A 25,191-nucleotide genomic window follows, 5' to 3' on the forward strand; every position below is an offset into this window, starting at 1 on the left:
TCAGTCCAGCGCGGCAACCACGGCCCGGATCACGGTCGCCGCGTTGGTGGCGGCCAGCGCCATGAAGGTGCCCATCTCGTTCGCACCCTCGCCACCGCCCGCAAGGTCGGACAGCGACCGGAAGGCGATGAAGGGCACGTCGTTGGCGAAGGCCACCTGCGCCACGGCGGCGCTTTCCATGTCCAGCACCTGCGCGTCGAAGGTGGCAAAGGCGTGCCGCCGCAGATCTGCGTTGTCGACGAACATCGGGCCGGACACGCCGTTGCCACCGACCACGATCTTCGGCGCCTCTGTCAGGCAGGCCCGTTCCGGCGTGCAGTCGGACAGGGTGACGTCGGCGGCGACGGTCTGCGCCAGCGCCAGCAGGTCGGGATCGACGGGGAACCAGAACCTCATGTCGGGCTCTGTCAGGCCGTCGGCCATGACGCCGAAGGGGACGGTGAAGGTCATGCCGAAGTTCGGAAATTCACTGGTCATCCACGGCGGGATGGCGAAGGCACCGTCGGTGTCCCGCGCGGCGACGCCCTGCAGGTACTGGCCCCACTGACCGGGCACCACGACGTCGCCGATGGCAAGGTCCGGGTCCACGCCACCGGCGATGCCCGAAAACAGGATCCGGTCGATGCTGAAGTGGTCCAGCGCCAGCTGCGTCGTCATGGCGGCGTTCACCATGCTGACCCCGGACATGAACATGACGACGGGCTGACCCTCCATCTGGCCGGTGGTGAAGGTGACGCCGTTCAGCGTCTGCGTCGCGGTGTCGCTCAACCCGTCCTGCAGGGCCGCGATTTCAGGCGGAAAGGCCGAGACGATGGCGGTGCGATGGGTGGTATCCGCCTCTTGCGCCGCCAGCGGGGCGGCAAGGATCGCGAGCGACAGGGCGAGGGGCGCGCGGACGGCGTGGACAGGCGGGCAGTGCATCGGTATCTCCGGTCTGGGTGTGCGGACATGCTGCACGCGGGGGACGGGACCGCAAGCGCGGGCCGCCGGATTGCGCCGTCCGCCCGCACCGGTGCCGGGCATGTGGCGCGAAATTCAGCACGGAAGGTGGCGCATGGGCTATCCCGACCTTTACATCCTGCGCCACGGCGAGACGGTCTGGAACCGCGAGGGCCGGATGCAGGGGCATCTGAATGCACCGCTGACCCCCGTGGGCCGGGCGCAGGCGGAACGGCAGGGGGCGCTGCTGGCCGCGCGCGATCTGGCGGGCTTCGGCTTCTGGACCTCGCCCCTGTTGCGCGCGGTCGAGACGGCGGCGCTGGCGCTGGGTGCCATCGCGGCAGAGGTCCGCACCGACGACCGTCTGCGCGAGATCGACGTGGGCCACTGGCAGGGCCGTTTGCGGGCGGACTGCGCGCCGGCGGGCGGTGGTGCGCACGGTCCCGACGGCGACCTCAGCCTCTATGCCCACGCGCCGGGGGAAGGGCTGGACGCCGTGGCACTGCGGGCGCGGGCGTTCCTTAACGATCTGGACGGCCCCGCCGTGGTGGTCTGCCACGGCATCGTCAGCCGGATGCTGCGCTGCGCCGCACTGGGGCTGCACCACGGCGCCTGGACGGAACTGCCGGGCGGTCAGGGCAATGTCTTTCACTTGACGGGCGGCCGGATGGAAGAGTTGCGCTGACCTTCGTTTGGCGCTAGATCGGCGCCTGCGGGTGGTTAGCTCAGTTGGTAGAGCGTTTCGTTTACACCGAAAATGTCGGGGGTTCGAGCCCCTCACCACCCACCATATTCCTTCAGGCCGCGCTTTTCGCCAGTGTCGTCGCTTCTGCGCGATGCCGCCCTGCCCCTATGGGGCAAGGCGGCCGGTCGGGTCAGGCGACTTCCAGATCGGACGTCAGCTGCAGGCCGATCAGCAGGGGGTCGTGGTCAGAGGCGGAGTATGGATCAGTGCCATTGAACCAAGCAGGATCGACGAACTCCGAAGAATAGCCCAGCAGGCTCGGCTCCAGCGAGTTGATGTGCCATTCGGTGATGCCGGTCACCTGCCCTGCGAGCGAGGCGCTGGCCAGCGCCTGATCCAGCGCGCCGCGCTGTCCGTCGAAGGTGTAGCTGAAGGCATCCTGACCGATCAGCGTGTCGAGCAGGCTTGTGTAGCCCGCCGCCTCGATCGCCTGCACAGGGTCTTCCTTGCCGTAGGCGTTCAGGTCGCCGATGATCAGGTAGTCCGGGTCGTCCAGATCGAAGGGATCGCTGGCCAGCCATGCGGTCAGCTTTTCCGCCGCCGCGGTGCGGGTGGCGTTAAAATTGCCCTGCCCGTCGCCGAGGTCCGCATCGTTGCCGGTGCCGGAGCCACCCTTGGACTTGAAGTGGTTGACGGCGATGGTCACCACCCCGCCGTTCGCATCCTCGAAGGCGGCGGCGACGGTGGGACGGTTGCGCTGGCTCTCGCCTTCCGGCGTGTAGTCAAGGATGCCGGAGTCCAGCACGCTGACCGCATCGGTGCGGTAGATCAGGCCGGTGGTGATCGCATCGGTCCCGATGGTGGACCCGGTGCCGGTCGGATCGACGAAGGCATAGACCTCGCCCCCCGCGCGGGCGTTCAGGGCGTCGACCAGTGTGGCGATCGCGGAGCCGTCGCCGAAGCCGTTGTTCTCGATCTCTTGCAGGCCGATGACGTCCGCGTCTAGCGCGGTGATCGCCGTCACCAGCTTGTCGGTCTGACGCAGGAAATCCTCTGCCGTCGTCGCACCCCGGGCGTCCGAATCCTCTGACGTGAGGGTGGTGAAGTAGTTCAGCGTGTTGACGCTGGCGACCTGCAGCGTGCCGCCGACATCGGCGGGCACGGGATCTCGGGAGAGGGTGTTCGTCGTCTCGTCGATCTGCAGAAGGCCATCGGCGACGAGTTTGTATTCGCCGAAGGCGTAGGTCATCACGCCGGTCACGGGGGCCGTGATCTCTGCCCCGATCCGCAGGGTGCCGCCGGCGGACAGGTCGTCGCCAATGTCGAGGTAGCCGTTGCCGTTGTCACCGGCGGTCGCGTTGGGGATGTAGGCGAAGCCGGAGGGGTTCTGCGCCGGGTTGCCGTCGTCGATGGTCAGTCGGTTGGCGGCATTCGCCTGCTGCAGCGCCGCGATCTCCTCTGCCTGGGTCTGGGCATCGTAGATCTGCGTGGGCTGGAACTGCGCCCCTTCGGAGACGACGATCTCTCCGAAGCGGCCGAGTTCGAAGGTTTCGATCACCTGCAACGGTGCGTCCGCCGTGCCGGTGTCCAGCGACACGCGCATGCCTTCCACGGCTTCCAGCATCGCGGCATCGCCGAAGGGCAGCGAGATGTCGGCGGCGGTCGGCAGGTCGGCCAAGGGGCCGATGATGTCGAAGGTCTGCGCGTTGATCTGGGTGGCGTCGAAGTATTCCTCTACCGTGCCGACGACGGTCACGGCGTAGGACACATCCACATCGGGCGTGTCGCCGGTGAAGACGAAGATGCCTTCTGACGTGGCGGCGTTGCCGTCGGCGTCCGCATCCTCTTCCTGCAGATAGAAGCCATTGGCGGTGACCATCGTCACGACGGCGGAAACCTGCACCGCCTGCCCCACGAAGCCGCTGGCAAAGCCGTCGCCCTGAATGGTCGAGATCAGCGTGGTTTCCGTCGGCGCGGGCGGGGGCGGCGGCGGGGTGGTAACGCCGGTCGCGGTGCCGGGGGTCTGGTCCACGGGGCCGATCCACGTGCCGTCCGGCAATCGCTGGAGCGACAGGCCGGGCGCCTCGGTGCCGTCTTCGGCCACGACGATGTCGGTGGAGGTGAGGCCCAGCGCGGGCCCGGTCGTAGCGGTGAAGCTGCCTTCGTAGGAGAGGAATTCCGTCACCGTGCCGGTCGGGTCGACCAGTGCCAGACCGTCCGGCGATCCGTTCTGCAGGCCAGCGATATCGACCACGGCATAGCCTTGTCCCGTGCTGCCGGACAAGGCACCGTCCAGCGCCACCGTCTTGTAAGACGTGCCGTCGCTGCCGTTGTAGGCGACCAGCGTCCAGCCGGTCAGGTCTCCTCCGGCGGGGCCCGCGATCTCGACGAACTCGCCGGTGTCGGCGCCGGCGTTGTCGTAGTGGATCTCGTTGATGAAGGCGGCGGTCTGCGGCGCGGGCGGTGCATCATTGCCGGCGCCGGGCGTCGCCGGGGCGGGTGCTGCCCATGTGCCGTCGGCCTGCCGCGCGAGCGAGAAGCCGATTGGGGTGTTGCTGTCCTCTGCCACGCCGATATCGGCAGAAGTCAGGCCACGGGCCGGGCCGCCCGTGGCGGTCAACGTGCCTTCGTAGGACAGGAATTCCACCACCTGCCCGGCGGCATTGACCAGTGCCACCGCATCGGGAGAGCCGTTCTGCAATCCGTTGGCCGGAAAATCGACGGTAAGGTAGCCGGTGTCGCCGGTGCCGGCCAGACGGCCCGCCAGCGTCACCGTATCATAGACGCTGCCGTCGTTGCCGTTGTAGAGCGCAAGTGTCCAGCCGGTCAGGTCGGTGCCGGCCACGCCTGCGATCTCGATGAACTCGCCCGCGTCGGCGCCGGCGTTGTCGTAGTGGATCTCGTTCAGGAAGGCCGTCGCCTCGTCCACGTCGGCGACGGTGATGCTGACCACGGCGGTGGCGGACAGCCCGCCGTCGTCCGTCGCGGTGACGGCGATGTCATAGACGTTGTCGCCGTCCGCATCGGCGGGCGCCTCGAAATCGGGACCGGTGGCGAATGACAGCGCCCCGGTGGAGGCATCGATGACGAAGAGCGCGGCATCGGTGCCGGACAGGCTGTAGGTCACGGCATCGCCATCGGGATCTGTGGCGGCGGCGGTCAGCACGTCGGTGCTGTTCTCGAACACCAGCGTATCGGCCAGTGCAAGGCCCGGCGCGTCGTTCACACCGGTCACGGTGATCGTCGCCGTCGCCGTGTCGCTGCTGCCGCGCCCGTCGGTCACCGTATAACGCAGGGTCGTGGTCGCCGTCTGTCCCTCCCGGAGGGAATCGAAGGCACCCATCGCGTCATAGGCGATGCTGCCGTCCGGATTCAGGGTGGCCTGACCGACGAGGCCCGTCGTGTCGATGGCGCTGATCCGCAGGGTGTCGCGGTCGAAGTCGAAATCGTTCTGCGTCAGCCCGGTCAGCAGGGTCGGCGCATCGGCGGTGGCCGCGGCGGCATCGTCACGCGCGAGCACCGCGTTGTTCCGCCCCGTCAGATCGGCGGTGTAGTCATCGGCGGCGAAATAAAGACGCTCCACCCCCTGCAGGCGGTCGCGGTCGCCGGTCAGGTCCGTGACCGTGGCCTGCGCCGGGCTGAACCCGCGCGCGGGCTTGACCGTCACCGTATAGTCGTCGACGCCGCCGTCGTAGACTGCCGTGTCCTGCCCCAGCCCGCCGAAGATCCGGTCGTCGCCCGCCGCCCCGAGGATGGTGTCATCGCCGAAGCCGCCGAACACGATGTCATCGCCACGGCCCGCATCGATCCGGTCCGGACCGAAACTGCCGAACAGGATGTCGTCGTGATCCGACCCCTTGATCCGGTCGGGGCCGAAGCCGCCGAAGAACAGTCCGATCTTGAAGAATTTCGACATGATATGCAGGCCTCGCGTCAGTTTTTTCCCATTTGATAAAAATTACCGGGGTTTTGTAACAGGTCTGCGTTTCCCTTGCGGCACCTCTGGGTTGAAAGTGGCAAAACCTGATCCATGCCGGTTTTCGCGGCAAATCGAGGGGTGCGTCGGCGAGCCTCCGCCGCTTCAGGCGGGGCAACGCGGGAGGATACCGCATACGAAAAAGACCGGCCCGTGGGGGCCGGTCTCGTGTTGCTCTACCTCAAGGCGCCGCTGCGTGGTTAGGTCAATTCAGCGCCTGATCGGTGATCTCGTGCGTCCAGGCCCCTTCGGGCGCCTTCGAGATGACAGGGTCCGACCCGCCCGCCAGCAGCGTGTCGACGGTGCGCTGGTAGTCGGCCTCGTCCAGTGTGCCGTTCGACCCGGCGGTCAGCTTGGCGACCTCGTTCATCATCCGCTCCTGCGCCTCAAGCGACTGGGCGCCGGTCTCGTCGTTGTCGAGCACGATCTGCGCGGCCTCGGCCGGGTTCTCCTCGGCGTATTTCCAGCCCTTCATCGAAGCGCGGACGAACTTCACCATCTTGTCGACGAATTCGGGGTTCTGCAGGTTTTCTTCCAGCACCCACATGCCGTCTTCCAGCGTGGCGACGCCCTGGTCCTCGTACTTGAAGGTCACCAGCTCGTCCGGGCTGACGCCCGCATCCAGCACCTGCCCGTATTCGTTGTAGGTCATGGTCGAGATGCAGTCCGCCTGCCGCTGGATCAGCGGATCGACGTTGAAGCCCTGCTTGAGCACCGTGACGCCGTCGTCGCCGCCGTCTGTGGAAATGCCGGCCTGGCTCATCCACGACAGGAAGGGATATTCGTTGCCGAAGAACCAGACGCCGATGGTCTTGCCCTTGAAGTCCTCGACGCTCGTGATGCCGGTGTCCTTCCAGCAGGTCAGCATCAGACCGGAGGTCTTGAACGGCTGGGCGATGTTCACGACCGGCAGGCCCTTTTCGCGCGCGGCGAGCGCCGAGGGCATCCAGTTCAGCATGACGTCGGCGCCGCCGCCGGCCAGCACCTGCGGCGGTGCGATGTCGGGACCGCCGGGCAGGATGGTGACGTTCAGGCCCTCTTCCTCGTAGTAGCCCTTGTCCTGCGCCACGTAGTAGCCCGCGAACTGGGATTGCGTGACCCACTGCAGCTGCAGTTTCACGTCATTGTCCTGCGCGCTCGCACCGCTGGCGACGAAGGCCAGCGTGGCGGCGGTGATCAGCTTCTTCATTCTTCTCTCCTTGTTGATGGGATGCCGGGTTGGGCCGGTCTGTTATCTGCGTTGCGACGGGTGCCAGAAGGTCAGGCGTCTTTCGATCAGCGCCATGGCGCCGTAGAATGCACTGCCGGCAAGGGCCGCCACGACAATCTCTGCCCAGACAAGGTCCAGCGCAAGCTGCCCCACGCTGGTCGAGATCCGAAAGCCCATGCCGACGGTGGGCGAGCCGAAGAATTCGGCAACGATGGCGCCGATCAGCGCCAGCGTGGTCGCGATTTTCAGCCCGTTGAAGACGAAGGGCAGCGCGGCGGGCACCCGCAGCTTCAGCAAGGACGGCCAGTAGCCGGCGCCGTAGGTCCGCATCAGGTCGCGCTGCATCTGGGTCGTGTCGCGCAGGCCCGCGACGGTGTTCACGAGGATCGGAAAAAACACCATGACGCCGACGACGGCCGCCTTCGACGGCCAGTCGCTGCCCAGCCATTTGACGAAGATCGGCGCGGTCCCGACGATCGGCAGGGCGGCCATGAAGGCCCCGACCGGCAGGATGCCCCGCGTCAGGAAATCCGACCGGTCCACCAGCACCGCGACGACGAAGGCCGCCAGCGCCCCGCAGACATATCCCGTCAGCGCACCCTTCAGGATCGTCTGCGCGAAATCCGCCCAGAGCGTCGGCAGGCTGTCCGCGAAGGTGACCGCGATGGCGGAGGGCGGCGGCAGGATGATCGGACTGACGTTGCCGAGGCGCACGCCCACCTCCCAGATCAGCAGGAGCGTGAGGCCGAAGACCAGCGGCGCCGCCCAGCCGGCGGTGCCCTGCCCGCGCCGGGCCAGCATCAGGTTGATGACCCAGCCCGCGCCCCAGACCAGCATGACGGCGGCCAGCGCCATCATCGGGCCATCCCCATGCGTTTCAGCGACACCCGCTCCAGCGCGCTGAAGAGGCCGACCAGCACCGCCGCGGTGATCGCCGCGGCAAAGAGCGCCGCCCATGTGACCAGCGGCTGCCCGTATTGATCCCCCACCAGCATCCGCGCCCCGAAGCCCGCCCGCGCCCCGGTCGGAAGCTCGCCCACGATGGCCCCCACCAGTGCTGCGGAAATCCCGATCTTCAGCGACGCGAAGAGATAGGGCATGGATGCCGGCAGCCGCAGCTTCCAGAACCCCTGCGCGGCATTCGCGTGGTAGGTCCGCAGCAGGTCGACCTGCATCGCGTCGGGGCTGCGCAGCCCCTTCACCATGCCGACGACGACGGGAAAGAACGACAGGTAGGCGCTGATGATCGCCTTCGGCAGCAGCCCCTGTATCCCCAGCGACCCCATGATCACGATGATCATCGGCGCCAGCGCCAGGATCGGGATCGTCTGGCTGGCGATGGCCCAGGGCATGACGCTCAGGTCCATGGTGCGGAAGAACACGATCCCCACCGCCAGCGCGATCCCGAGGCCGGTGCCGATGGCGAAGCCCAGCAATGTCGCCGACAGCGTGACCCAGCCGTGATAGACGAGGCTCTGCTTCGACGTCACGCGCGTGCCCACGGTCGTCTTCCACAGCTCCGCCACCACCTGTTGCGGTCCCGGCAGCCGTGGCCGGTCCAGCGTGTAGGTCGCCGGGATCACCCCCGTATTGCGTGCCGCCAGCGCCAGCGCGCCGACGTCCTGCCGTGCCGCCGGAGTCTCCGGCGTCACGACGACCCCGTCCCGCTGCGCCTGATCGACGGCCAGATGAATGTTCATCGGCACGACCGCCATCACCCAAAGGCCCAGGATCACCGCCACCACGGTCAGGATCGGCAGGACGTTCCGCATCAACGCCCCTCCTCGCTTTTTCCGAAATACTCCCCGCGGAGCGTCCGGCATCCGCAACAGGCGCGCAGGTCAGTCATAGGAATGCCCCGCCCGCAGCCCGTCCCGCACCCGGTGGGCGATGGCGATGAACTCTGCTGAATCGCGAATGTCCAAGGGCCGCTCCTTCGGCAACGTGCTCTCGATCACATCCGCGATGCGCCCCGGGCGTGGGCTCATCACCACGATCTTGGTGGACAGATACACCGCCTCGGGGATCGAGTGCGTCACGAAGGCGATTGTCTTGTCCGTCCGCGCCCAGAGTTGCAGCAACTGCTCGTTCAGGTGGTCGCGCACGATCTCGTCCAGCGCGCCGAAGGGTTCGTCCATCAGCAGGATGTCCGCATCGAATGCCAGCGCCCGCGCGATACTCGCCCGCTGCTGCATTCCCCCCGACAGCTGCCAGGGAAACTTGCGCTCGAAGCCTGCGAGGTCGACCAGCTCCAGCACGCGCTTTACGCGCTCGGCCTGCTCGGCCTTGGAAAACCCCATGATCTCCAGCGGCAGCTTCACGTTGCCGCCGATGGTCCGCCACGGATAAAGCCCCGCCGCCTGAAAGACATAGCCATAGGCCCGCGCGCGCCGCGCTTCTTCCGGCGACATGCCGTTGACGGTCAGGGTGCCGCCCGTGGGCGTCTCCAGCCCCGCGATGCAGCGCAGGAAGGTCGTCTTGCCGCAGCCCGACGGCCCGATGAAGCTGACGAAATCGCCCTTGGCGATATCGAGGCTGACGTCCTTGAGCGCATGGACCGGGCCGTCACCGGTCTGGAAAGTCAGGTCGACGGACCCGGCGGCGATGACGGCGGGGGGCGCTGCCCCCGGTGCCGCAAGCGGCCCCTCCCCCGGAGTTTTTTCAGCCAAGTGAAGGGAGGATGCCAAGGATCAGACCCCCGTCGCCGGAATGCCCGACCGTTCCACCGGGCGGGGGGCGGTCAGCTCCTTCCACGTCGACAGCGCCTGATTGACCGATCCCTTCGGTTCGCGCGCGACGAACTGGCCGTGGCCCGGCTCCGGGTTGATCTTGCCGTCCGCGAAGGCGACCCGGCCGCGCGTGAGGGTATAGCGCGGAAGGCCCTTCACCTGCTGCCCTTCGAAGACGTTGTAGTCGATGGCGGATTGCTGGCTGTCCGCCGTGATGGTCTTGGTCGCCTCGGGGTCCCAGACCACGAGGTCGGCGTCGGCACCCACCAGCACAGCACCCTTGCGGGGATAACAGTTCAGGATCTTGGCGATGTTGGTCGAGGTCACGGCGACGAATTCGTTGGGCGTCAGCCGCCCGGTGTTCACGCCGTGGGTCCAGAGCATCGGCAAGCGATCCTCCAGCCCGCCCGTGCCGTTCGGGATCTTGGTGAAGTCGCCGACGCCGGTGCGCTTCTGGTCGGTGGTGAAGGCGCAGTGGTCCGTCGCCACGACCGACAGCGATCCGCTTTGCAGCCCCGCCCAGAGGCTGTCCTGATGCTGCTTGTTCCGGAACGGCGGCGACATGACGCGGCGGGCGGCGTGATCCCAGTCGGTGTTGAAATACTCGCTCTCGTCCAGCGTCAGGTGCTGGATCAGCGGCTCGCCCCAGACCCGCTTGCCCTGCATCTTCGCCCGGCGGATCGCCTCGTGGCTTTCCTCGCAGGAGGTGTGCACGACGTAGAGCGGCACGCCCGCCATGTCGGCGATCATGATCGCGCGGTTGGTGGCCTCGCCCTCGACCTGCGTGGGGCGGGAATAGGCGTGCGCCTCGGGCCCGGTATTGCCGGCGGCCAGCAGCTTGGCAGAGAGTTCCGCCACCACGTCGCCGTTCTCGGCGTGGACCATGGCGATGCCGCCGAGCTCTGCCAGGCGCGAGAAGGAGGCGTAGAGTTCGTCGTCGTTCACCATCAGCGCGCCCTTGTAGGCCATGAAGTGCTTGAAGGTGGTGATGCCGCGTTCGATGACCTTCGGCATTTCGTCGAAGACCTGCTTGTCCCACCAGGTCACGGCCATATGGAAGCTGTAGTCGCAATGCGCACGCGTCGATTTGTTGTCCCACATCTTCAGCGCGTCCAGCAGCCCCTGACCGGGCGAAGGCAGCGCGAAGTCGATGACCATGGTGGTGCCGCCGGCCAGCGCCGCGCGCGTGCCGCTCTCGAAATCGTCGGCGGAATAGGTGCCCATGAAAGGCATTTCCAGATGGGTATGGGGATCGATACCGCCGGGCATGACGTAACAGCCGGTCGCGTCCAGCACCTCGTCGCCCGTCAGGTCCGGCCCGATTTCGACGATCTTGCCGCCGTCGATCTTCACGTCGGCCTTGTAGGTCAGATCGGCGGTCACGACCGTTCCGTTCTTGATCACCTTGCTCATCTCGTCACTCCTCTGACCTTCTTCTCGTCTCAAATACCTCGGGGGAGGCCCCTTTGGGCCGGGGGCAGCGCCCCCTAGCTTACGATTCCCGCCGTCTCGACCACCGCATGGAACAGCACGTCGGCACCTGCCGCGGCCCACTCCTTGCTGATCTCCTCGGCCTCGTTGTGACTTAGGCCATCCACGCAGGGGCACATCACCATGGCGGTCGGGAACAGGCGGTTCATCCAGCAGGCGTCGTGGCCGGCGCCAGAAACGATGTTCATGTGGGAATAGCCCAGCCGTTCGGCGGCATCGCGGACGGCGGTCACGCAGCCTTCGTCGAAGGTCACGGGGTCGAAGTGGCCGACCGGCTCGATCTCTATCCCGAGGCCGAGGTCTGCGGCGATCTCTGCCGCCTCCGCTTCCAGCTTTTCGCGCATGGAGGTCAGTTTGCCGAGGTCGGGCGAGCGGAAGTCGATGGTGAAGACGGCCTTGCCCGGGATCACGTTGCGCGAGTTGGGATAGACGTTGGCCTGCCCCACGGCGCCCACCGCGTCGGGCTGGTGATCCATGGCGATGCGGTGCACGGCTTCGGTGATCCGCGCCATGCCGAGGCCGGCGTTCACCCGTATGTTCATCGGGGTGGACCCGGTGTGCGCGTCCTTGCCGGTCAGCGTCACCTGCAGCCACCAAAGCCCCTGCCCGTGAGTGACGACCCCGATCTGCTTGCCTTCGGCCTCGAGGATCGGGCCCTGCTCGATGTGCAGTTCGAAGAAGGCATGCATCTTGCGCGTCCCCACGCGCTCGTCACCCTCCCAGCCGACGCGGCGGAGTTCGTCGCCGAAGGTCTTGCCGTCGGCATCGGTGCGCGCCTTGGCCCAGTCCTCCGTATGCTCACCGGCGAAGACGCCGGAGGCGAGCATCGCGGGGGCGAAGCGGGTGCCTTCCTCGTTCGTCCAGTTGGTGACGACGATCGGGTGCTTCGTGCGGATGTTCAGGTCGTTCAGCGAGCGGATCACCTCCAGCCCGCCGAGGACGCCCAGCACGCCGTCATACTTGCCCCCGGTCGGCTGCGTGTCGAGGTGGCTGCCGACATAGACCGGCAGCGCGTCGGGGTCCGTGCCCTCGCGCCGCGCGAACATGTTGCCCATCGAATCGACGCCCATCTTCAGCCCGGCCTTGGCACACCAGCCGGCGAAGAGGTGCCGCCCCTCGCTGTCGGCGTCGGTCAGGGTCTGGCGGTTGTTGCCGCCCGCGACGCCCGGTCCGATCTTCGCCATCTCCATCAGGGTATCCCACAGGCGATCGGGATTGATCCGCAGGTTTTCTCCGGGGGCTGCCATGCGTCTCTCCTGCTCAATCTCGATTTGACCGTTCGGTAAAACAAACGCTATCAGAGGGTCAGGGTCAGTCAAGCGCCACGCGCATTCATGCGGCAAACGCCCGGAAATCGGGCAAATGAATGCGATGCGGCCGATCCCTGCCGCTATTTGCGGCGCGAGGAGAAAGTGATGAACGAGGCGCAACCCCTGACCCGCATCCAGGCCCGCAACCGTGCGGCGATCCTGTCGGGGGGTCTTGACGCCTTTTCCTCTGCCGGGTTTCGCGGCGCCACGCTGGACCAGATCGCCGAGGCAGCGGGGCTGTCGAAACCCAATCTGCTGTATTACTTTCCATCCAAGGACGCGATCTACACCGCCTTGCTGGAGGGTCTGCTGGAAACATGGCTGGACCCGCTGCACGCACTGGATGCGGACGGCGATCCGGTGGCCGAGATCCTCGCCTATGCCCATCGCAAGCTGGCGATGAGCCGGGATTTCCCGCGCGAGAGCCGGCTGTTCGCAAACGAGATCCTTGCCGGCGCGCCGCAGATCGGCGCGGTCCTGTCGGGGCCGCTGCGCAGCCTCGTCGATGAAAAGGCGACGGTGCTGCGCGGCTGGATGGAGGCCGGACAGATCAGGGCCAGCGACCCGCATCACCTGATCTTCTCGATCTGGGCGCTGACCCAGCACTACGCGGATTTCGACGTGCAGGTGCGGGCGGTGCTGGGCGAAACCGACCCCTTTGCAGGGGCCGACCGGTTCATCGATCAGCTGTTCCGCAGCGTTCTGGAGCCTGTGCAAGACCGTCCCTTGTAAAGGCATACGGACAGGGCTACGTCGCCGCTTGCTGTCATCATCTGGGTCACTGCCATGTCCCCCGTCCACGCCGGCGCGCCCGGTCATGCTGCCAAACCCGCCAGCACACTTGCCCTTGCGGTCGGGTCCGTGGGCGTCGTCTACGGCGACATCGGCACCAGCCCGCTTTATGCCCTGCGCGAAGGTCTGGCCGCCGCCACCCACGGCACCGAGGCGCAGGCCGGCGACGTGCTGGGGATCGTGTCGCTGCTGCTGTGGCTGCTGATCCTGATCGCCACCTTCAAGTATGTCGTCCTGATCCTGCGCGCCGACAACCGGGGCGAGGGCGGCACCCTGTCGCTGCTGGCGCTGGGACAGCGCGCGCTGGGCACGAAGCGCCTGCTGCTGATGCTGGGGATCGTCGGCACCTCGCTGTTCTTCGGCGACGCGATCATCACTCCCGCGATTTCCGTGCTGTCGGCGGTGGAGGGCGTGACGCTGATCGTGCCGTCCTTCGCGCCCTATGTCATTCCCGTGACCGTCGGAATCCTGATCGCTCTCTTCGCGGCGCAACGGCGCGGGACGGAAGGCATCAGCCGCCTGTTCGGGCCGATCATGCTGGCATGGTTCGCGATGATGGCGATCATGGGGCTGCGCCACATCGCCGACGATCCGCATATCCTCGCCGCCTTCAGCCCGGCGCCGGGCCTGCAGTTCCTGTTCACCCACGGACCCGCCGCCCTGCCGGTCCTCGGGTCCGTCTTCCTTGCGATCACGGGGGCAGAGGCGCTTTATGCGGACATGGGCCACTTCGGGCGCAGGCCGATCCGTATCGCATGGGTCTTCGTGGTGTTTCCGGCCCTGGCGCTGTCCTACCTCGGGCAGGGGGCACTGGTGCTGTCGGACCCGTCCGCCGCGCGCGATCCGTTCTTCTTGATGGCCCCCGCGTGGGCGCTGCCGTTTCTTGTGGCCTTCGCCACCGTGGCCACGGTCATCGCGTCCCAGGCGGTCATCACCGGCGCCTTTTCCGTCGCGCATCAGGCGGTGCAGCTGGGCCTGCTGCCGCGGATGGAAGTGCATCACACGTCGGAAACCCAGCTGGGGCAGATCTATATCCCGCGCATGAATGCGATCCTGCTGATGAGCGTCGTAGTACTGGTTCTGGCCTTCGGGTCGTCGGCCAACCTCGCCACCGCCTATGGCATCGCCGTGACGGGGGAAATGCTGGTCACCACGATCCTCGCCTTCGTCGTCTACCGCTACCTGTGGAAATGGTCGGTGCCGCTGGCGCTGGCGATGCTGGCCCCGCTTGCGGTGATCGAGATCGGGCTTTTCGCCGCGAACATGACGAAGTTCCTGCAGGGCGGCTACCTGCCGCTGACGGTCGCGGCGCTGCTGGTGATCGTCATGGCCACCTGGGTGCGCGGCACCCGGATCGTGCAGGACAAGTCACGGTCCGAATCGATCCCGCTCTCGACCCTCATCACCTCGCTGGAAGGGTCGGAAAATTTGCGCCACGTGCACGGCACGGCGATGTTCCTGACGGCAGAGCCCGTCGTGGCGCCGCCCGCCCTGCTGCACAACCTCAAGCACAATCAGGTGCTGCATGACCGCAACTACATCGTGACGGTGACGACCACGAACGCGCCGCACGTCCTGCCCGCCGATCAGGTCGTGACGGAGACGATCACCGACGCCTTTACCCGCGTTTTCGTCACCTTCGGTTACATGGACGATCCCAACGTGCCCCGCGCGCTGGCCATGGCCCGCAAGCTGGGCGTGAAGTTCGAGATCATGTCGACCTCGTTCTTCATCAACCGCCGCAGCTTCAAGCTGGCGGAGAAGGGCGTGATGCCGGGGTGGCAGCAGCGGCTTTACGCCGCGATGACGAAGACCGCGTCGAATGCGCCGGCCTATTACCACCTGCCGCCGAACCGGGTCATCGAACTGGGCCAGCAGATCGTCATCTGACAGGGTGTCGCTGGAACCCCGGCCCGGCCCGGGGGTTTTCCCTGCAACCAAGGCAGGAGAATTCCGATGACCCATACCCTGACGATCACGTCGCTGACCCCCGTGACCCATGACACATGGCATCTGGTCTGCGACCGGCCCGAAGGCTTCGACTTCGAGGCCGGTCAGGCGACGCACATGGCGCTGGACCGCGACGGCTGGCGGGACGAGGACCGACCCTTTACCATGACCTCGCAGCCCGAGGACGAAGCCGTCGAATTCGTCATCAAGTCCTATCCGGACCACGACGGCGTGACCAAGCAGATTCCCGACCTGAAGCCCGGCGATGCATTCATCGCCGAAGACCCGGCGGGTGCGATCACCGACCACGGGCAGGGCGTATTTCTGGCGGCGGGTGCCGGTGTCACGCCCTTCATCCCGCTGCTGGACAAGCACGAAAAGGACGGCGTGACGGGCGACCGCCTGATCTTTGCCAACAAGACCGACCGCGACATCATTCTGAAGGACAAGTGGGACGCGATGGACGGTCTGCGCGCCACCTATGTCATCAGCGACCAGCCCGACACCGATCACCTCAAGGGCCAGATCGACCGGGAGATGCTGCAGGACCTGCTCGATGATCTGGGTCAGACGCTCTACATCTGCGGGCCGAAGCCCTTCGTCAACGCGATGCGCGACGCGCTGACGGACCTCAGCGTGCCGAAGGACAAGATGGTGATCGAAAACGGGTGGTAAGTGCCGCCCCTCACCGGTCCCCGCGTCCGGCGGGGGCCGGACCCCCAGACACAAAAAGGCCGCCCTAGATGGCGGCCTTTCGTATGGATCAGGGTCCGACTTACGACTTGTCGTCGGCTTTCGCCTTGTCATCCTTGAGCGGCAGATGATCCGCGCCCTCGGGCCGGTTCTTCTGGCGCTCGTTCGCCTCTACGGCCTTGTCGTTGCCCGTCATGGCGTCGTTTGTCTTGCCGGTCATGATTTATCTCCTTCATGTTGAGGGGCCAACGCGGGCGCTGGCGGGCAAGTTCCATATTTTGGGCAGTCGGCTGGATCGCCTTGACCGCCCGTGGCCAAGGCAGTCTGTTGCGCTGCAAGGCGCCAGACGCCCTGCCGGACCCAGACGAGGACAGACCATGCCGATCCGCAACCGCATTTCCGACCTGCACGCAGACGTCACTGCGTGGCGGCGCGACTTTCACATGAACCCGGAACTGCTGTACGACACGCACCGCACCAGTGGCATCGTCGCCGACAAGCTGCGCGCCTTCGGCTGCGACGAGGTGGTGACCGGAATGGGGCGCACCGGCGTCGTCGGGCTGATCCGGGGCAAGTCCAACGCCAGCGGCAAGACCGTGGCGCTGCGGGCCGACATGGATGCGCTGCCGATCCTCGAGGCGACGGGGGCGGATCACGCCTCTACCGTGCCCGGCAAGATGCACGCCTGCGGCCATGACGGGCATACGGCGATGCTGCTGGGCGCGGCGCAATATCTGGCCGAGACGCGGAACTTCGACGGCACCGTGGCCGTGGTGTTCCAGCCCGCCGAGGAAGGCGGGGCGGGGGCGCTGGAGATGTTGCAGGATGGGCTGATCGACCGCTTCGGCATTTCCGAGATCTACGGCATGCACAACTCGCCGCTGCTGCCGGAGGGCGCATTCGCCATCCGCCCCGGTCCGTTCTATGCCGCCGTCGACCTGTTCGAGATCACGCTGACCGGCAAGGGCGGCCACGCCGCGCGGCCCAACAACTGCATCGACACGACGCTGGCGGGCGCGGCGCTGGTGATGAACCTGCAGCAGATCGTGTCCCGCAACACCGACCCCCAGCAGGCCGCCGTCGTCACGGTGACGTCGTTCCGCACGGAATCCGACGCCTTCAACGTGATCCCCGAGACCGTCACCCTGCGCGGCACCGTCCGCACCTTCGACGCACAGGTGCGCAGGGATATCGAAACGCGGATCAAGTCCATCGCCGCCCTGACCGCAGAGACCTATGGTGCGCGTGCCGCTGTCGACTGGCCCGAGGACGGCTATCCGGTCATGGCGAACCATGCCGAGGAAACTGATTTCGCCGCCGCCGCCGCCCGTGCCGTGGCCGGCGACTGCAACACCGACGCGCCCCGCACCACGGGAGGCGAGGACTTCGCCTACATGCTGGAGGCCTGTCCCGGCGCCTACATCCAAATCGGCAACGGACCGTCCAAGGGGCTGCACCACCCGGAATACGACTTCAACGACGCGATCATCCCGGTGGGCGCGTCCTACTGGGTCGAACTGGCCGAACAAAGGCTGCCCGCATGACCACACTGAACGCCGGGCCGGAAACCTGTCACTGGGGCTTCTTCGACGCGACCCTGCCCCCCGCCGTCACGATCGAAAGCGGCGAGGAGGTGACGATCCACACCGTTTCCGGCGGGCCGCAGGTCTTGCCGGGGGAGGGGTTTCACGTTCCGCCGGAGCTGCACGCAATCCACGACAAAGGCGAGACGATGCGCGGTCACATCCTGACCGGCCCCGTCGCCGTCGCGGGGGCGATTCCCGGCGACGTGCTGCAGGTCGACATCCTTGATGTGCAACTGCGGCAGGACTGGGGCTACAACGTGATCCGTCCGTTGGCAGGCACCCTGCCCTATGACTTCGACGAGACGCATCTGACGATCCTGCCGCTGGATGCGGAAAAGGGGACCGCCCGGATGCCCTGGGGTCTGGACCTGCCGCTCGCGCCGTTCTTCGGCGTCATGGGGGTCGCGCCACCGTCCAACTGGGGTCGGATTTCCACCATCGAACCGCGCGTCCACGGCGGCAACATCGACAACAAGGAGCTGGTGGCGGGAACGACGCTTTACCTGCCGGTCCACGCGCCCGGCGCGCTGTTTTCCTGCGGCGACGGCCATGGCGCGCAGGGGGATGGAGAGGTCTGCATCACCGCGATCGAGACCGCGCTGACCGGCCGGTTCCGCCTGACGATCCGCCGCGATCTGACGCTGACCTATCCGCAGGCGGAGACGCCCACGCATCACATCACGATGGGTATGGACCCGGACCTTGAACGCTGCACGGAGATGGCCCTGCGCGACATGATCGCGCTGGTGGCGGACCGCGCCGGGATCACAAGGGCGCAGGCCTATATGCTCTGCTCGCTTGCTGGCGACCTGCACATCACGCAGACCGTCAACGGCTGCAAGGGCGTGCACATGATGATGGCGAAGGCGCTGCTGGGAACCTAGGCCCCAAGCGCCTTGGCATCGCGCAACTCGCGCACCAGCCGCGCCTCTTCCTCTGCCTTGGGGGTGGTGAACCGTGCGAGCAGCAGATAGGCGACCGGCGTCAGGTAAAGGGTCGAGATCGTCGCCAGCCCCAGCCCGCCCACGATGATCCAGCCCAGCGCCTCGCGCGCCTCGGCGCCCGCACCGGCGGAAAAGATCAGCGGCACGCCGCCCAGCACGGTCGAGACCATGGTCATCATCACCGGCCGCAACCGGATGGTGGAGGCATCGAAGATGGCAGAATGGATATCCTGCCCGTCGTCGCGCAGCTGGTTAGCGAATTCCACGATCAGGATGCCGTTCTTGGCCATGATCCCCACCAGCATCACCAGCCCGATCTGGCTGTAGACGTTCAGGCTTTGCCCCGACAGCAGCAGCGCGAAGATCGCGCAGGCCAGTCCCAGCGGCACCGTGGACATCACCACGATGGCCGAGATGAAGCTTTCGAATTGTGCCGACAGGACGAGGAACACGATCAGGATGGCGAAGCCGAAGGTGACGACCAGCCCGCCTGCCGTCTGGTCCAGCGTCGCCGCCTCGGCCAGCGGCACGATGCGGTTCTGTTCGGCCAGCACCTCGGCCCCGATCTGCTGCACCTGATCGAAAGCGGCGCCGAGGGCCAGTTCCGGCGTCAGCCCGGCGGTGATCTCGACCGCGCGGTTCTGTCCCTCGCGGGTCAGTTCGGGGGCGACGGCGCGTTCTTCCAGCGTGACGAAGCTGGACATCGGCACCATCTGCCCGTCGCCGGACTGAATGAAGACGTTTTCCAGATCGCCGGGATCGTTCACCGGGTCGCGGGTCGACAGCATCTCGATGTCGTAGCTGGTATCGTCGATGAAGACCGACCCGACCGGCGCACCGTCCAGCACCGCGCGCAGGGCCTGCCCCAGCCCGGTGATGTCGATGCCAAGGTCGGCGGCCCGTGTCCGGTCGATCTGGATGAAGAGCTGCGGCTGGGTCGTCTCGTAGCCGAGGTCGATCTGTCCCAGCGCCGGGTCCTGCCGCATCCGCTCTACCATCGTGGCCGAAACCTCTGCCAATTGTTCGTAATTGTCGCCGGTGATGGCAAAGCGCAGCCCCTCGCCCGCACCACGGATGCCAAGAGAGTTCGGCTGGATCGCGAAGGCCCGCACGCCGACGATGCCGCGCAGCTTGCCATTGATCTCGCCCACGATCTCCTGCTGACTGCGGGCCCGATCCTCCCAGTTGGCCAGACTGATGACCATGAAGCCGCCATTGCCGCCGAACCCGCTGATCGCGAAGACGTTCGTGACCTCGCCGCTGGCGCGGAGCGGGTCGATGATGCCCTCGATCTCTTTCATCTTGGCGTTGGTGTAGTCGACCGACACCCCCTGCGGCACCGATACGCGCAACAGGGCCACCGCGCGATCCTCTGGCGGGGTCAGTTCGCTGCGGATGCCGCCGGCCACGAGGATCGCCGTGGCGCCGAAGAGCGCCGCCACCAGCACGACGACCAGCGGGGCTGCCAGCGCGCCTTTCAGCGTCGCGGCATAGAAGCCGCCCAAGCGGTCGCCCAGCCAGACCATCGGCCCACGCGGCGCCTGCGTCATGTCGCGGGTCAGCAGGCGGCTGGCCAGCACAGGGCAGAGCGTCAGTGCCACCAGCGACGACAGCATGACCGCGATGGCCAGCGTAAAGCCGAATTCGCGGAACAGCCCGCCCGCCTGCCCGGGCAGGAACGACAGCGGGACGAAGACTGCGGCCAGCGTCGCGGTCGTGGTGACGACGGCGAAGAAGACCTGCCGCGTGCCAAGCACGGCAGCCGCGCGGGCGCCCATCCCTTCGGACCTGCGCCGCACGATGTTTTCAAGCACCACGATGGCGTCGTCCACAACCATCCCCGTCGCCAGCACCAGCGCCAGCAGCGTCAGGATGTTGACCGAAAATCCGACGATGTAGACGGCAGCCAGCGTGCCGATCAGCGACACCGGCAGGGTCAGCGCGGGGATCAGCGTCGCCCGCCAGTCGCGCAGGAAGATGTAGATGATGACGACCACGATCAGCGTCGCGAGGCCCAGCGTCTTCAGCACCTCTGTGATCGCGCCGTTGATGAAGACCGCATCGTCGGAGGTGACGAAGATGCTGACGTCGTCGGGCAGGGTCCGGTCCAGCTCTGCCACCACCGCGCGCACGGCCTTGGAGATTTCCAGCGTATTGCTCGTCGCCTGACGGATCACGCCGAGGCCGAGGCCCGTCTGCCCGTTCGCCCGCAGCACGGTTTCATTCGGGGCGGGGCCAAGGGTCACGGTCGCCACGTCGCGGATGAAGACGTTGTCGGCCAGTTCCAGATCGCCGAAGGCCTCTGGCGTGGCAACGGTGGCGGTGGTGCGCACGTTGATGGTCTGGCGGCTGCCGGACAGGTCGCCCGCGGGCGCGTCGAAGGCCACGTCGGACAGGGCATTCCGCACGTCCGCCAGCGTCAGCCCGCGGCTGGCGAGCGCCGCCATGTCGATGTCGACGCGAAAGATCGGCGCGCGGTCGCCGTAGATCTGCAGATCGGCGACACCGGCGACAGAGATCAGCCGATCCTCTACCTGTTCCTGCACGATGTCGGTGAGGTCCTGCGGCGACCGCGTGGCGGATGTGACCGCGACACGGATCACCGGTTGCGCGTTGGCGTCCGCCTTGACGATGCGCGGTTCGTCCGCACCTTCGGGCAGGTTGTTCACGATCCGCGCTACCGCGTCGCGGGCATCCGTCGCCGCCACGTCCAGATCGACGTCGTCGCCGAATTCGAGCGTCACGCGGCTTTGCCCGAATTCCGAGCTGGAGGAGATGCTGCGGATGCCGGACACCCGGCCCAGCGCCCCCTCGATCCGTCCTGTCAGCTCCTGATCGACGGTCTCGGGCGAGGCGCCCTCGAAATCGGTGCGGACGGTGATGACGGGGCGGTCGACGTCTGGCAGTTCGCGGACCTCGACGCCCAGCAGCCCCGCGATCCCGGCGATGATGATCAGCGCGCTGAGCACGAAGGCGAGGATCGGGCGGCGTACGAAGAGCGCCGTGCCGCCGGGGGCGGGGGCATCCGTGTCTGTCTCTGGCTCTGGTCCGGTCTGGGTCATGGGTGGCCTTGGCGGAAGGGGAAACGGCGGTCAGTCGGCGGTGGGTGGCGGCTCTGCCGGGTTCACGGCGGCGCGGGCGGCGTCGGATGGCACGATCTCGACCGGGGCGCCGTCGCGCAGGGTCTGCACGCCTTCGGTGATGACATCCTCGCCTTCGGTCAGGTCGGCCTCTACCAGGATGTCGTCGGCGTTGCGCTGGCGGATCACGACGGGGACGCGCGCGGCGGCACCGTCGCGCACCGCCCAGACGTAGGAGCCTTCGTTCGACCACTGCAGCGCCAGCGGGTCGATCACCGGATAGGGGTCGCCCTCGAAGGCGAGGTCGACGCGGAAGGCCATGCCCGAGCGCAGCAGGTCATCGTCATTCGCCACCACGCCCTGCACCCGCAGGGTGCGGCTGGCCAGATCGACGACGTTGTCGATGGCGCGAATGCGCCCTTCGAGTGTCTGGTCGGGCCGCGCGAGGGGCGTCAGGCGGATCTTTTGCCCCACCGCGATCTGGCCGATCACCCGTTCCGGCAGGCTGAAGTCGATCAGCATCTGCGACTGGTCCGTGATGACGCCGATGGCGTCCTGCGTGGCGATGCGGGCGCCCTCCTCCACCGCCAGCAGGCCGATCCGTCCGGCGATGGGGGCGCGGACCGTGCGCTGCGACAGGTCGAAATCCGCCTGGCGCACCGCCAGTTCCGCCGTTTTGACCGCAAGCTGCGCCGCCTGAAAGGTTACCGCGGCGGATGCGCCGGTCTGACGCAGCTGGGTCTGGCGTTCCAGTTCCGCCTGCGCGTCGTCCAGCATCACCTGCGCGTTGGACACCGCGATCTGCTGCGCCTCGTCGTCGAGTTCCGCGAGGATGTCGCCCTGCGCCACGGTGCCGCCGTCATCCACCGCCACCCGGCGGACGAGGCCCGCGGTCTCTGTCCTCACGGTGACGGACCGGATCGCCTGCGCGTCGCCGATGGCGCTGATGCGGTCGTCCAGCACACCCATGGCGACCGGGACGCTGATGACGCGGGCCGGCCCACCGCCGCCGCGCGGCCCGGCGGGAGCGGCCTCGGCTTCCGCCTCTTGCGCGGGGATGCCGAGCAGGTCGGTCACGCCGGCGCGGTCCAGCAGCGCACGGGCCGATGGAACGTAGAAGATCCAAGCGGCAAGCGCCGCGGCCAGAACGACGAGGCCGATCAGGCATTGCTTGAACAGGGACATCCGCTCTCCTTGGGCAAGGGGCCACCCGGGCCTGCCTGATGCAATCTAGTGCCACGAAACCCGACGTCCCGCCACGGTGATACGCCCGTCCATCACGATCCCGTCGGTCGTCAGATAGTTTTGCACCACCGGCGCCCAAATGACATGTTGTCGCGGCCGCCGCATGTCCCTGCCCTTTTCCCTTCCGGCGAAACGGGCTAGCTGAACCGCAAACCTGACGCGAAAGGCTTTGGGGATGTTCACGATCACGCTTATTGCCAAGCCCGGCCAGCTTGACGCCCCCGTGGCAGAGACCCTGCGCAAGGCCTGGGCCGGTGGCCCGGTGGACTGGCTGTCCCCGAACGAGGCGGCGGCCTTTGTCGTGCAGCGGGTGCCGGACCGGTTCTGGGGCGTGTGGGAGGATCTGCAGCGGCGGGAGATCGACCTTGTGATGCAGCCCAGCGCCAGTCGCCACAAGCGCATGCTGCTGGCCGACATGGACAGCACCATGATCCGGCAGGAATGCATCGACGAACTGGCGGCAGAGGCGGGCGTGGGCGACCGGGTCGCCGCGATCACCGCCAAGGCGATGAACGGAGAGCTCGATTTCGAAGGCGCGCTGATCGAGCGGGTGGGCCTGTTGAAGGGCCTGCCGGAGAGCATCATCCGCCACGTCCTCGATACCCGCATCCAGCTGATGCCGGGGGGATATGAACTGGTGCAGACGATGAAGGCGCACGGCGGCCACGCGGCGCTGGTATCCGGTGGGTTCACCGCCTTCACGCAGGCCATCGCCGCGGCGCTGGGCTTTGACGAACACCGGGCGAACACGCTGCTGGTCGAGGGTGGCCGGCTGACCGGCGATGTCGCGCGACCCATCCTTGGCCGTCAGGCCAAGGTAACGGCGCTGGAAGAGATCACCGCCCGCCTTGGCCTGACCGAGGACGACGTGATCGCCGTCGGCGACGGGGCCAACGACCTTGGCATGCTGGGCCGTGCGGGGATCGGCGTGGCGCTGCACGCCAAGCCGAGCGTGCAGGCGGAATGCGATGTGCGGATCAATCACGGCGATCTGACCGCGCTCTTGTTCGTGCAGGGCTATGCCCGCAGCGCATTCGTGACCTGACGCGCCATGTTCGAAGTCGCGACCGACGTTCTGATCTGGCTGATGCTGGCAGCCTTCGTGGCCGGCATGGTCGATTCCATTGCCGGCGGCGGCGGCCTGATCACCGTGCCGGTGCTGGTGCTGGCCGGGGCGCCGCCCGTCACCGCCATCGCCACGAACAAGGTGCAGGGCGTATTCGGCGCCGGGATGGCCGCGATCAGCTATGCCCGCGGCGGTCACGTCGATCCGCGGCGTCAGATGAAATCCGCGCTGCTGGCGCTGGTGGCCGGTGTGGGCGGGGCGCTGCTGACGTCCCACCTGCCGACCGAGGTGATCCGTCTGGGCCTGCCGGTCCTTTTGATCGGGATCGCGCTGTTTTTCGCGCTGAAGCCGGGGCTGAACGACATCGACCGGGCGCAGCGCATGGCGCCGGGGCTGTTCGCGCTGACCATCGTGCCGCTGGTCGCCTTCTACGACGGGCTGATCGGGCCGGGCGCGGGGGCGTTCTACATGCTGGGGTTCGTGGCGCTGGCGGGCTACGGCGTGCTGCGCGCCACGGCGCATACCAAATTGCTGAACTTTGCATCCAACCTTGGCGGCATCGGGGCCTATGCCCTTGTCGCCAGCCCGTGGTGGGGTGTCGGGCTGGCGATGGGGGCGGCGCAGATCGCCGGGGCTTGGGTGGGATCGCGCCTTGCCATGCGGGTCGGCGCGCGCCTGATCAAGCCGGTGCTGGTGACAGCCGCGACGGCGCTCGCCGTGCGGCTGCTCTGGCAGATGTGGGGCTGATTACGCCTCTTCGGTCGGGCCGCCGGCGTTCTTCCAGTCGGGCACACCGCCGACGTTGGTGACGTCGGTGTAGCCCATTTCCTTCAGCGTCTTGCCGGCCAGTGCCGCCTGACCGCCTGCCCCGCAGACGAGGTAGTACTTGCCGTCGGGCTTCAGGAAGTCCTTGTGATAGGGCGAGGCCGGGTCGGCGGCGAATTCCATGAACCCGCGCGGCACACGCTTGGCGCCCTTGATGGTGCCGGTCTTGGCGATGTCGCCCGAATCGCGCACGTCGATCCAGATGCCGCCGTCGTCGGCGCCATGCTTCTTGATGGCCTCTTCGGTCGGGATCCGGGTGATCACGGCATTGGCTTCCTCGAGGTAGTCTTTTGCGGTCTTCATCGCGGGTCTTCCTTCTGTTGCTTCACCCTTGATCTAGTGCGATCCGCCGGGCGTCAAAGCTTGCGCAGGTAGGCTTTGCTGGCATAGCCGGTGACACCCTGACCGTCGTCCAGCGTGACCCGGCACCACGCGGTATTGCCGTTCGGATCGCAGCTGTCGACGAAGACCTCCGTACCGTTCGGCAGGCCCAGCACGGCGATATAGCCCGTGCCCGGCCCTGCCCGCAGCTTCAGCATGTCGTCCGCCTCGACGCCGGCGACGACATAACGGCCCTGCACGACCTCCGGCACGGCGCAGCCGGTCAGCGTGGCGGCCAAGGCGGCGGCAATGACGATCCTCATATGATGCTCCTGCTCTGCTTCTTTTG

General features: G+C 67.0%; 21 protein-coding genes and 1 tRNA gene. 9 read left to right on the forward strand and 13 right to left on the reverse strand.

The window, feature by feature from the left end:
* Nucleotides 1-921 (reverse strand): 5'-methylthioadenosine/S-adenosylhomocysteine nucleosidase, encoded by a 921-nt coding sequence (locus BUA54_RS07930; protein WP_072856719.1) that lies wholly within the window; start codon nt 919-921, stop codon nt 1-3.
* 133 nt (nt 922-1,054) lie between these two features.
* On the opposite strand from BUA54_RS07930, the gene BUA54_RS07935 reads away from it, so the two are divergent.
* A complete protein-coding gene (locus BUA54_RS07935; RefSeq protein ID WP_072856720.1) occupies nt 1,055-1,624 on the forward strand; it encodes a histidine phosphatase family protein in 570 nt (189 codons plus the stop codon).
* A 29-nt stretch (nt 1,625-1,653) separates the two neighbouring features.
* Nucleotides 1,654-1,729: transfer RNA gene (locus BUA54_RS07940), tRNA-Val, on the forward strand.
* An 85-nt stretch (nt 1,730-1,814) separates the two neighbouring features.
* Here BUA54_RS07940 and BUA54_RS07945 read toward each other — a convergent pair.
* From BUA54_RS07945 to BUA54_RS07975, 7 genes are all read right to left on the reverse strand, one after another.
* Complete coding sequence (locus BUA54_RS07945) at nt 1,815-5,540, reverse strand: ExeM/NucH family extracellular endonuclease (RefSeq protein WP_072856721.1); 3,726 nt, start codon at nt 5,538-5,540, stop codon at nt 1,815-1,817.
* 265 nt (nt 5,541-5,805) lie between these two features.
* A complete protein-coding gene (locus tag BUA54_RS07950) occupies nt 5,806-6,789 on the reverse strand; it encodes an ABC transporter substrate-binding protein (protein ID WP_072856722.1) in 984 nt (327 codons plus the stop codon).
* A gap of 42 nt (nt 6,790-6,831) precedes the next feature.
* Nucleotides 6,832-7,668: an ABC transporter permease gene (locus tag BUA54_RS07955; RefSeq protein WP_072856723.1), complete on the reverse strand. Its 837-nt coding sequence runs from the start codon at nt 7,666-7,668 to the stop codon at nt 6,832-6,834.
* A complete protein-coding gene (locus BUA54_RS07960; RefSeq protein WP_072856724.1) occupies nt 7,665-8,582 on the reverse strand; it encodes an ABC transporter permease in 918 nt (305 codons plus the stop codon). Before BUA54_RS07960 ends, BUA54_RS07955 begins: the two co-directional genes overlap by 4 nt.
* Nucleotides 8,583-8,651: 69 nt before the next feature.
* Complete coding sequence (locus tag BUA54_RS07965) at nt 8,652-9,416, reverse strand: ABC transporter ATP-binding protein (RefSeq protein WP_072857027.1); 765 nt, start codon at nt 9,414-9,416, stop codon at nt 8,652-8,654.
* Nucleotides 9,417-9,500: 84 nt separating this feature from the next.
* The gene (hydA, locus tag BUA54_RS07970; protein WP_072856725.1) at nt 9,501-10,952 is read right to left on the reverse strand and encodes a dihydropyrimidinase; all 1,452 of its coding nucleotides are present in this window, start codon (nt 10,950-10,952) and stop codon (nt 9,501-9,503) included.
* A 74-nt stretch (nt 10,953-11,026) separates the two neighbouring features.
* Nucleotides 11,027-12,277 carry a Zn-dependent hydrolase gene (locus BUA54_RS07975; RefSeq protein WP_072856726.1) on the reverse strand — a complete coding sequence of 417 codons (1,251 nt, stop codon included), beginning with the start codon at nt 12,275-12,277 and terminating at the stop codon, nt 11,027-11,029.
* A gap of 168 nt (nt 12,278-12,445) precedes the next feature.
* Here BUA54_RS07975 and BUA54_RS07980 point away from each other — a divergent pair, with 168 nt between their 5' ends.
* The 3 genes from BUA54_RS07980 to BUA54_RS07990 all read left to right on the forward strand — a co-directional run bounded on the left by BUA54_RS07980 (nt 12,446) and on the right by BUA54_RS07990 (nt 15,757).
* Entirely contained in the window at nt 12,446-13,072 is a 627-nt protein-coding gene (locus BUA54_RS07980) for a TetR family transcriptional regulator C-terminal domain-containing protein (protein ID WP_072856727.1), read from the forward strand.
* A 54-nt stretch (nt 13,073-13,126) separates the two neighbouring features.
* Nucleotides 13,127-15,022: a potassium transporter Kup gene (locus tag BUA54_RS07985; RefSeq protein ID WP_072856728.1), complete on the forward strand. Its 1,896-nt coding sequence runs from the start codon at nt 13,127-13,129 to the stop codon at nt 15,020-15,022.
* Nucleotides 15,023-15,088: 66 nt separating this feature from the next.
* Nucleotides 15,089-15,757, forward strand: a complete 669-nt coding sequence (locus BUA54_RS07990; RefSeq protein WP_072856729.1) for a ferredoxin reductase domain-containing protein — start codon at nt 15,089-15,091, stop codon at nt 15,755-15,757.
* Nucleotides 15,758-15,857: 100 nt separating this feature from the next.
* On the opposite strand, the gene BUA54_RS21205 is transcribed toward BUA54_RS07990, so the two are convergent.
* Nucleotides 15,858-15,995, reverse strand: a complete 138-nt coding sequence (locus BUA54_RS21205; RefSeq protein WP_178352725.1) for a hypothetical protein — start codon at nt 15,993-15,995, stop codon at nt 15,858-15,860.
* Between the two features lie 157 nt (nt 15,996-16,152).
* Between BUA54_RS21205 and BUA54_RS07995 the strand changes: the two genes are divergently transcribed.
* Together BUA54_RS07995 and BUA54_RS08000 are read left to right on the forward strand one after the other, a co-directional pair.
* Nucleotides 16,153-17,319 (forward strand): M20 aminoacylase family protein, encoded by a 1,167-nt coding sequence (locus tag BUA54_RS07995; RefSeq protein WP_072856730.1) that lies wholly within the window; start codon nt 16,153-16,155, stop codon nt 17,317-17,319.
* Nucleotides 17,316-18,245, forward strand: coding sequence for an acetamidase/formamidase family protein (locus BUA54_RS08000; RefSeq protein ID WP_072856731.1), 930 nt, complete (start codon nt 17,316-17,318; stop codon nt 18,243-18,245). The genes BUA54_RS07995 and BUA54_RS08000 overlap by 4 nt, the downstream gene beginning before the upstream one ends.
* On the opposite strand, the gene BUA54_RS08005 is transcribed toward BUA54_RS08000, so the two are convergent.
* Together BUA54_RS08005 and BUA54_RS08010 are read right to left on the reverse strand one after the other, a co-directional pair.
* The gene (locus BUA54_RS08005) at nt 18,242-21,367 is read right to left on the reverse strand and encodes an efflux RND transporter permease subunit (RefSeq protein WP_072856732.1); all 3,126 of its coding nucleotides are present in this window, start codon (nt 21,365-21,367) and stop codon (nt 18,242-18,244) included. The genes BUA54_RS08000 and BUA54_RS08005 overlap by 4 nt on opposite strands.
* 30 nt (nt 21,368-21,397) lie before the next feature.
* Nucleotides 21,398-22,570, reverse strand: coding sequence for an efflux RND transporter periplasmic adaptor subunit (locus tag BUA54_RS08010; RefSeq protein WP_072856733.1), 1,173 nt, complete (start codon nt 22,568-22,570; stop codon nt 21,398-21,400).
* A gap of 235 nt (nt 22,571-22,805) precedes the next feature.
* Between BUA54_RS08010 and serB the strand changes: the two genes are divergently transcribed.
* Both serB and BUA54_RS08020 read left to right on the forward strand, forming a co-directional pair.
* A complete protein-coding gene (serB, locus tag BUA54_RS08015) occupies nt 22,806-23,675 on the forward strand; it encodes a phosphoserine phosphatase SerB (protein ID WP_072856734.1) in 870 nt (289 codons plus the stop codon).
* A 6-nt stretch (nt 23,676-23,681) separates the two neighbouring features.
* Nucleotides 23,682-24,443: a TSUP family transporter gene (locus BUA54_RS08020; protein WP_072856735.1), complete on the forward strand. Its 762-nt coding sequence runs from the start codon at nt 23,682-23,684 to the stop codon at nt 24,441-24,443.
* Here BUA54_RS08020 and BUA54_RS08025 read toward each other — a convergent pair whose 3' ends face one another.
* Nucleotides 24,444-24,824 carry a rhodanese-like domain-containing protein gene (locus BUA54_RS08025; protein ID WP_072856736.1) on the reverse strand — a complete coding sequence of 127 codons (381 nt, stop codon included), beginning with the start codon at nt 24,822-24,824 and terminating at the stop codon, nt 24,444-24,446.
* A 53-nt stretch (nt 24,825-24,877) separates the two neighbouring features.
* Nucleotides 24,878-25,165, reverse strand: a complete 288-nt coding sequence (locus BUA54_RS08030) for an SH3 domain-containing protein (RefSeq protein ID WP_072856737.1) — start codon at nt 25,163-25,165, stop codon at nt 24,878-24,880.
* Nucleotides 25,166-25,191: the final 26 nt, after the last annotated feature.

This window comes from Loktanella atrilutea (genome assembly GCF_900128995.1).
In the GTDB taxonomy this organism is placed as follows: domain Bacteria; phylum Pseudomonadota; class Alphaproteobacteria; order Rhodobacterales; family Rhodobacteraceae; genus Loktanella; species Loktanella atrilutea.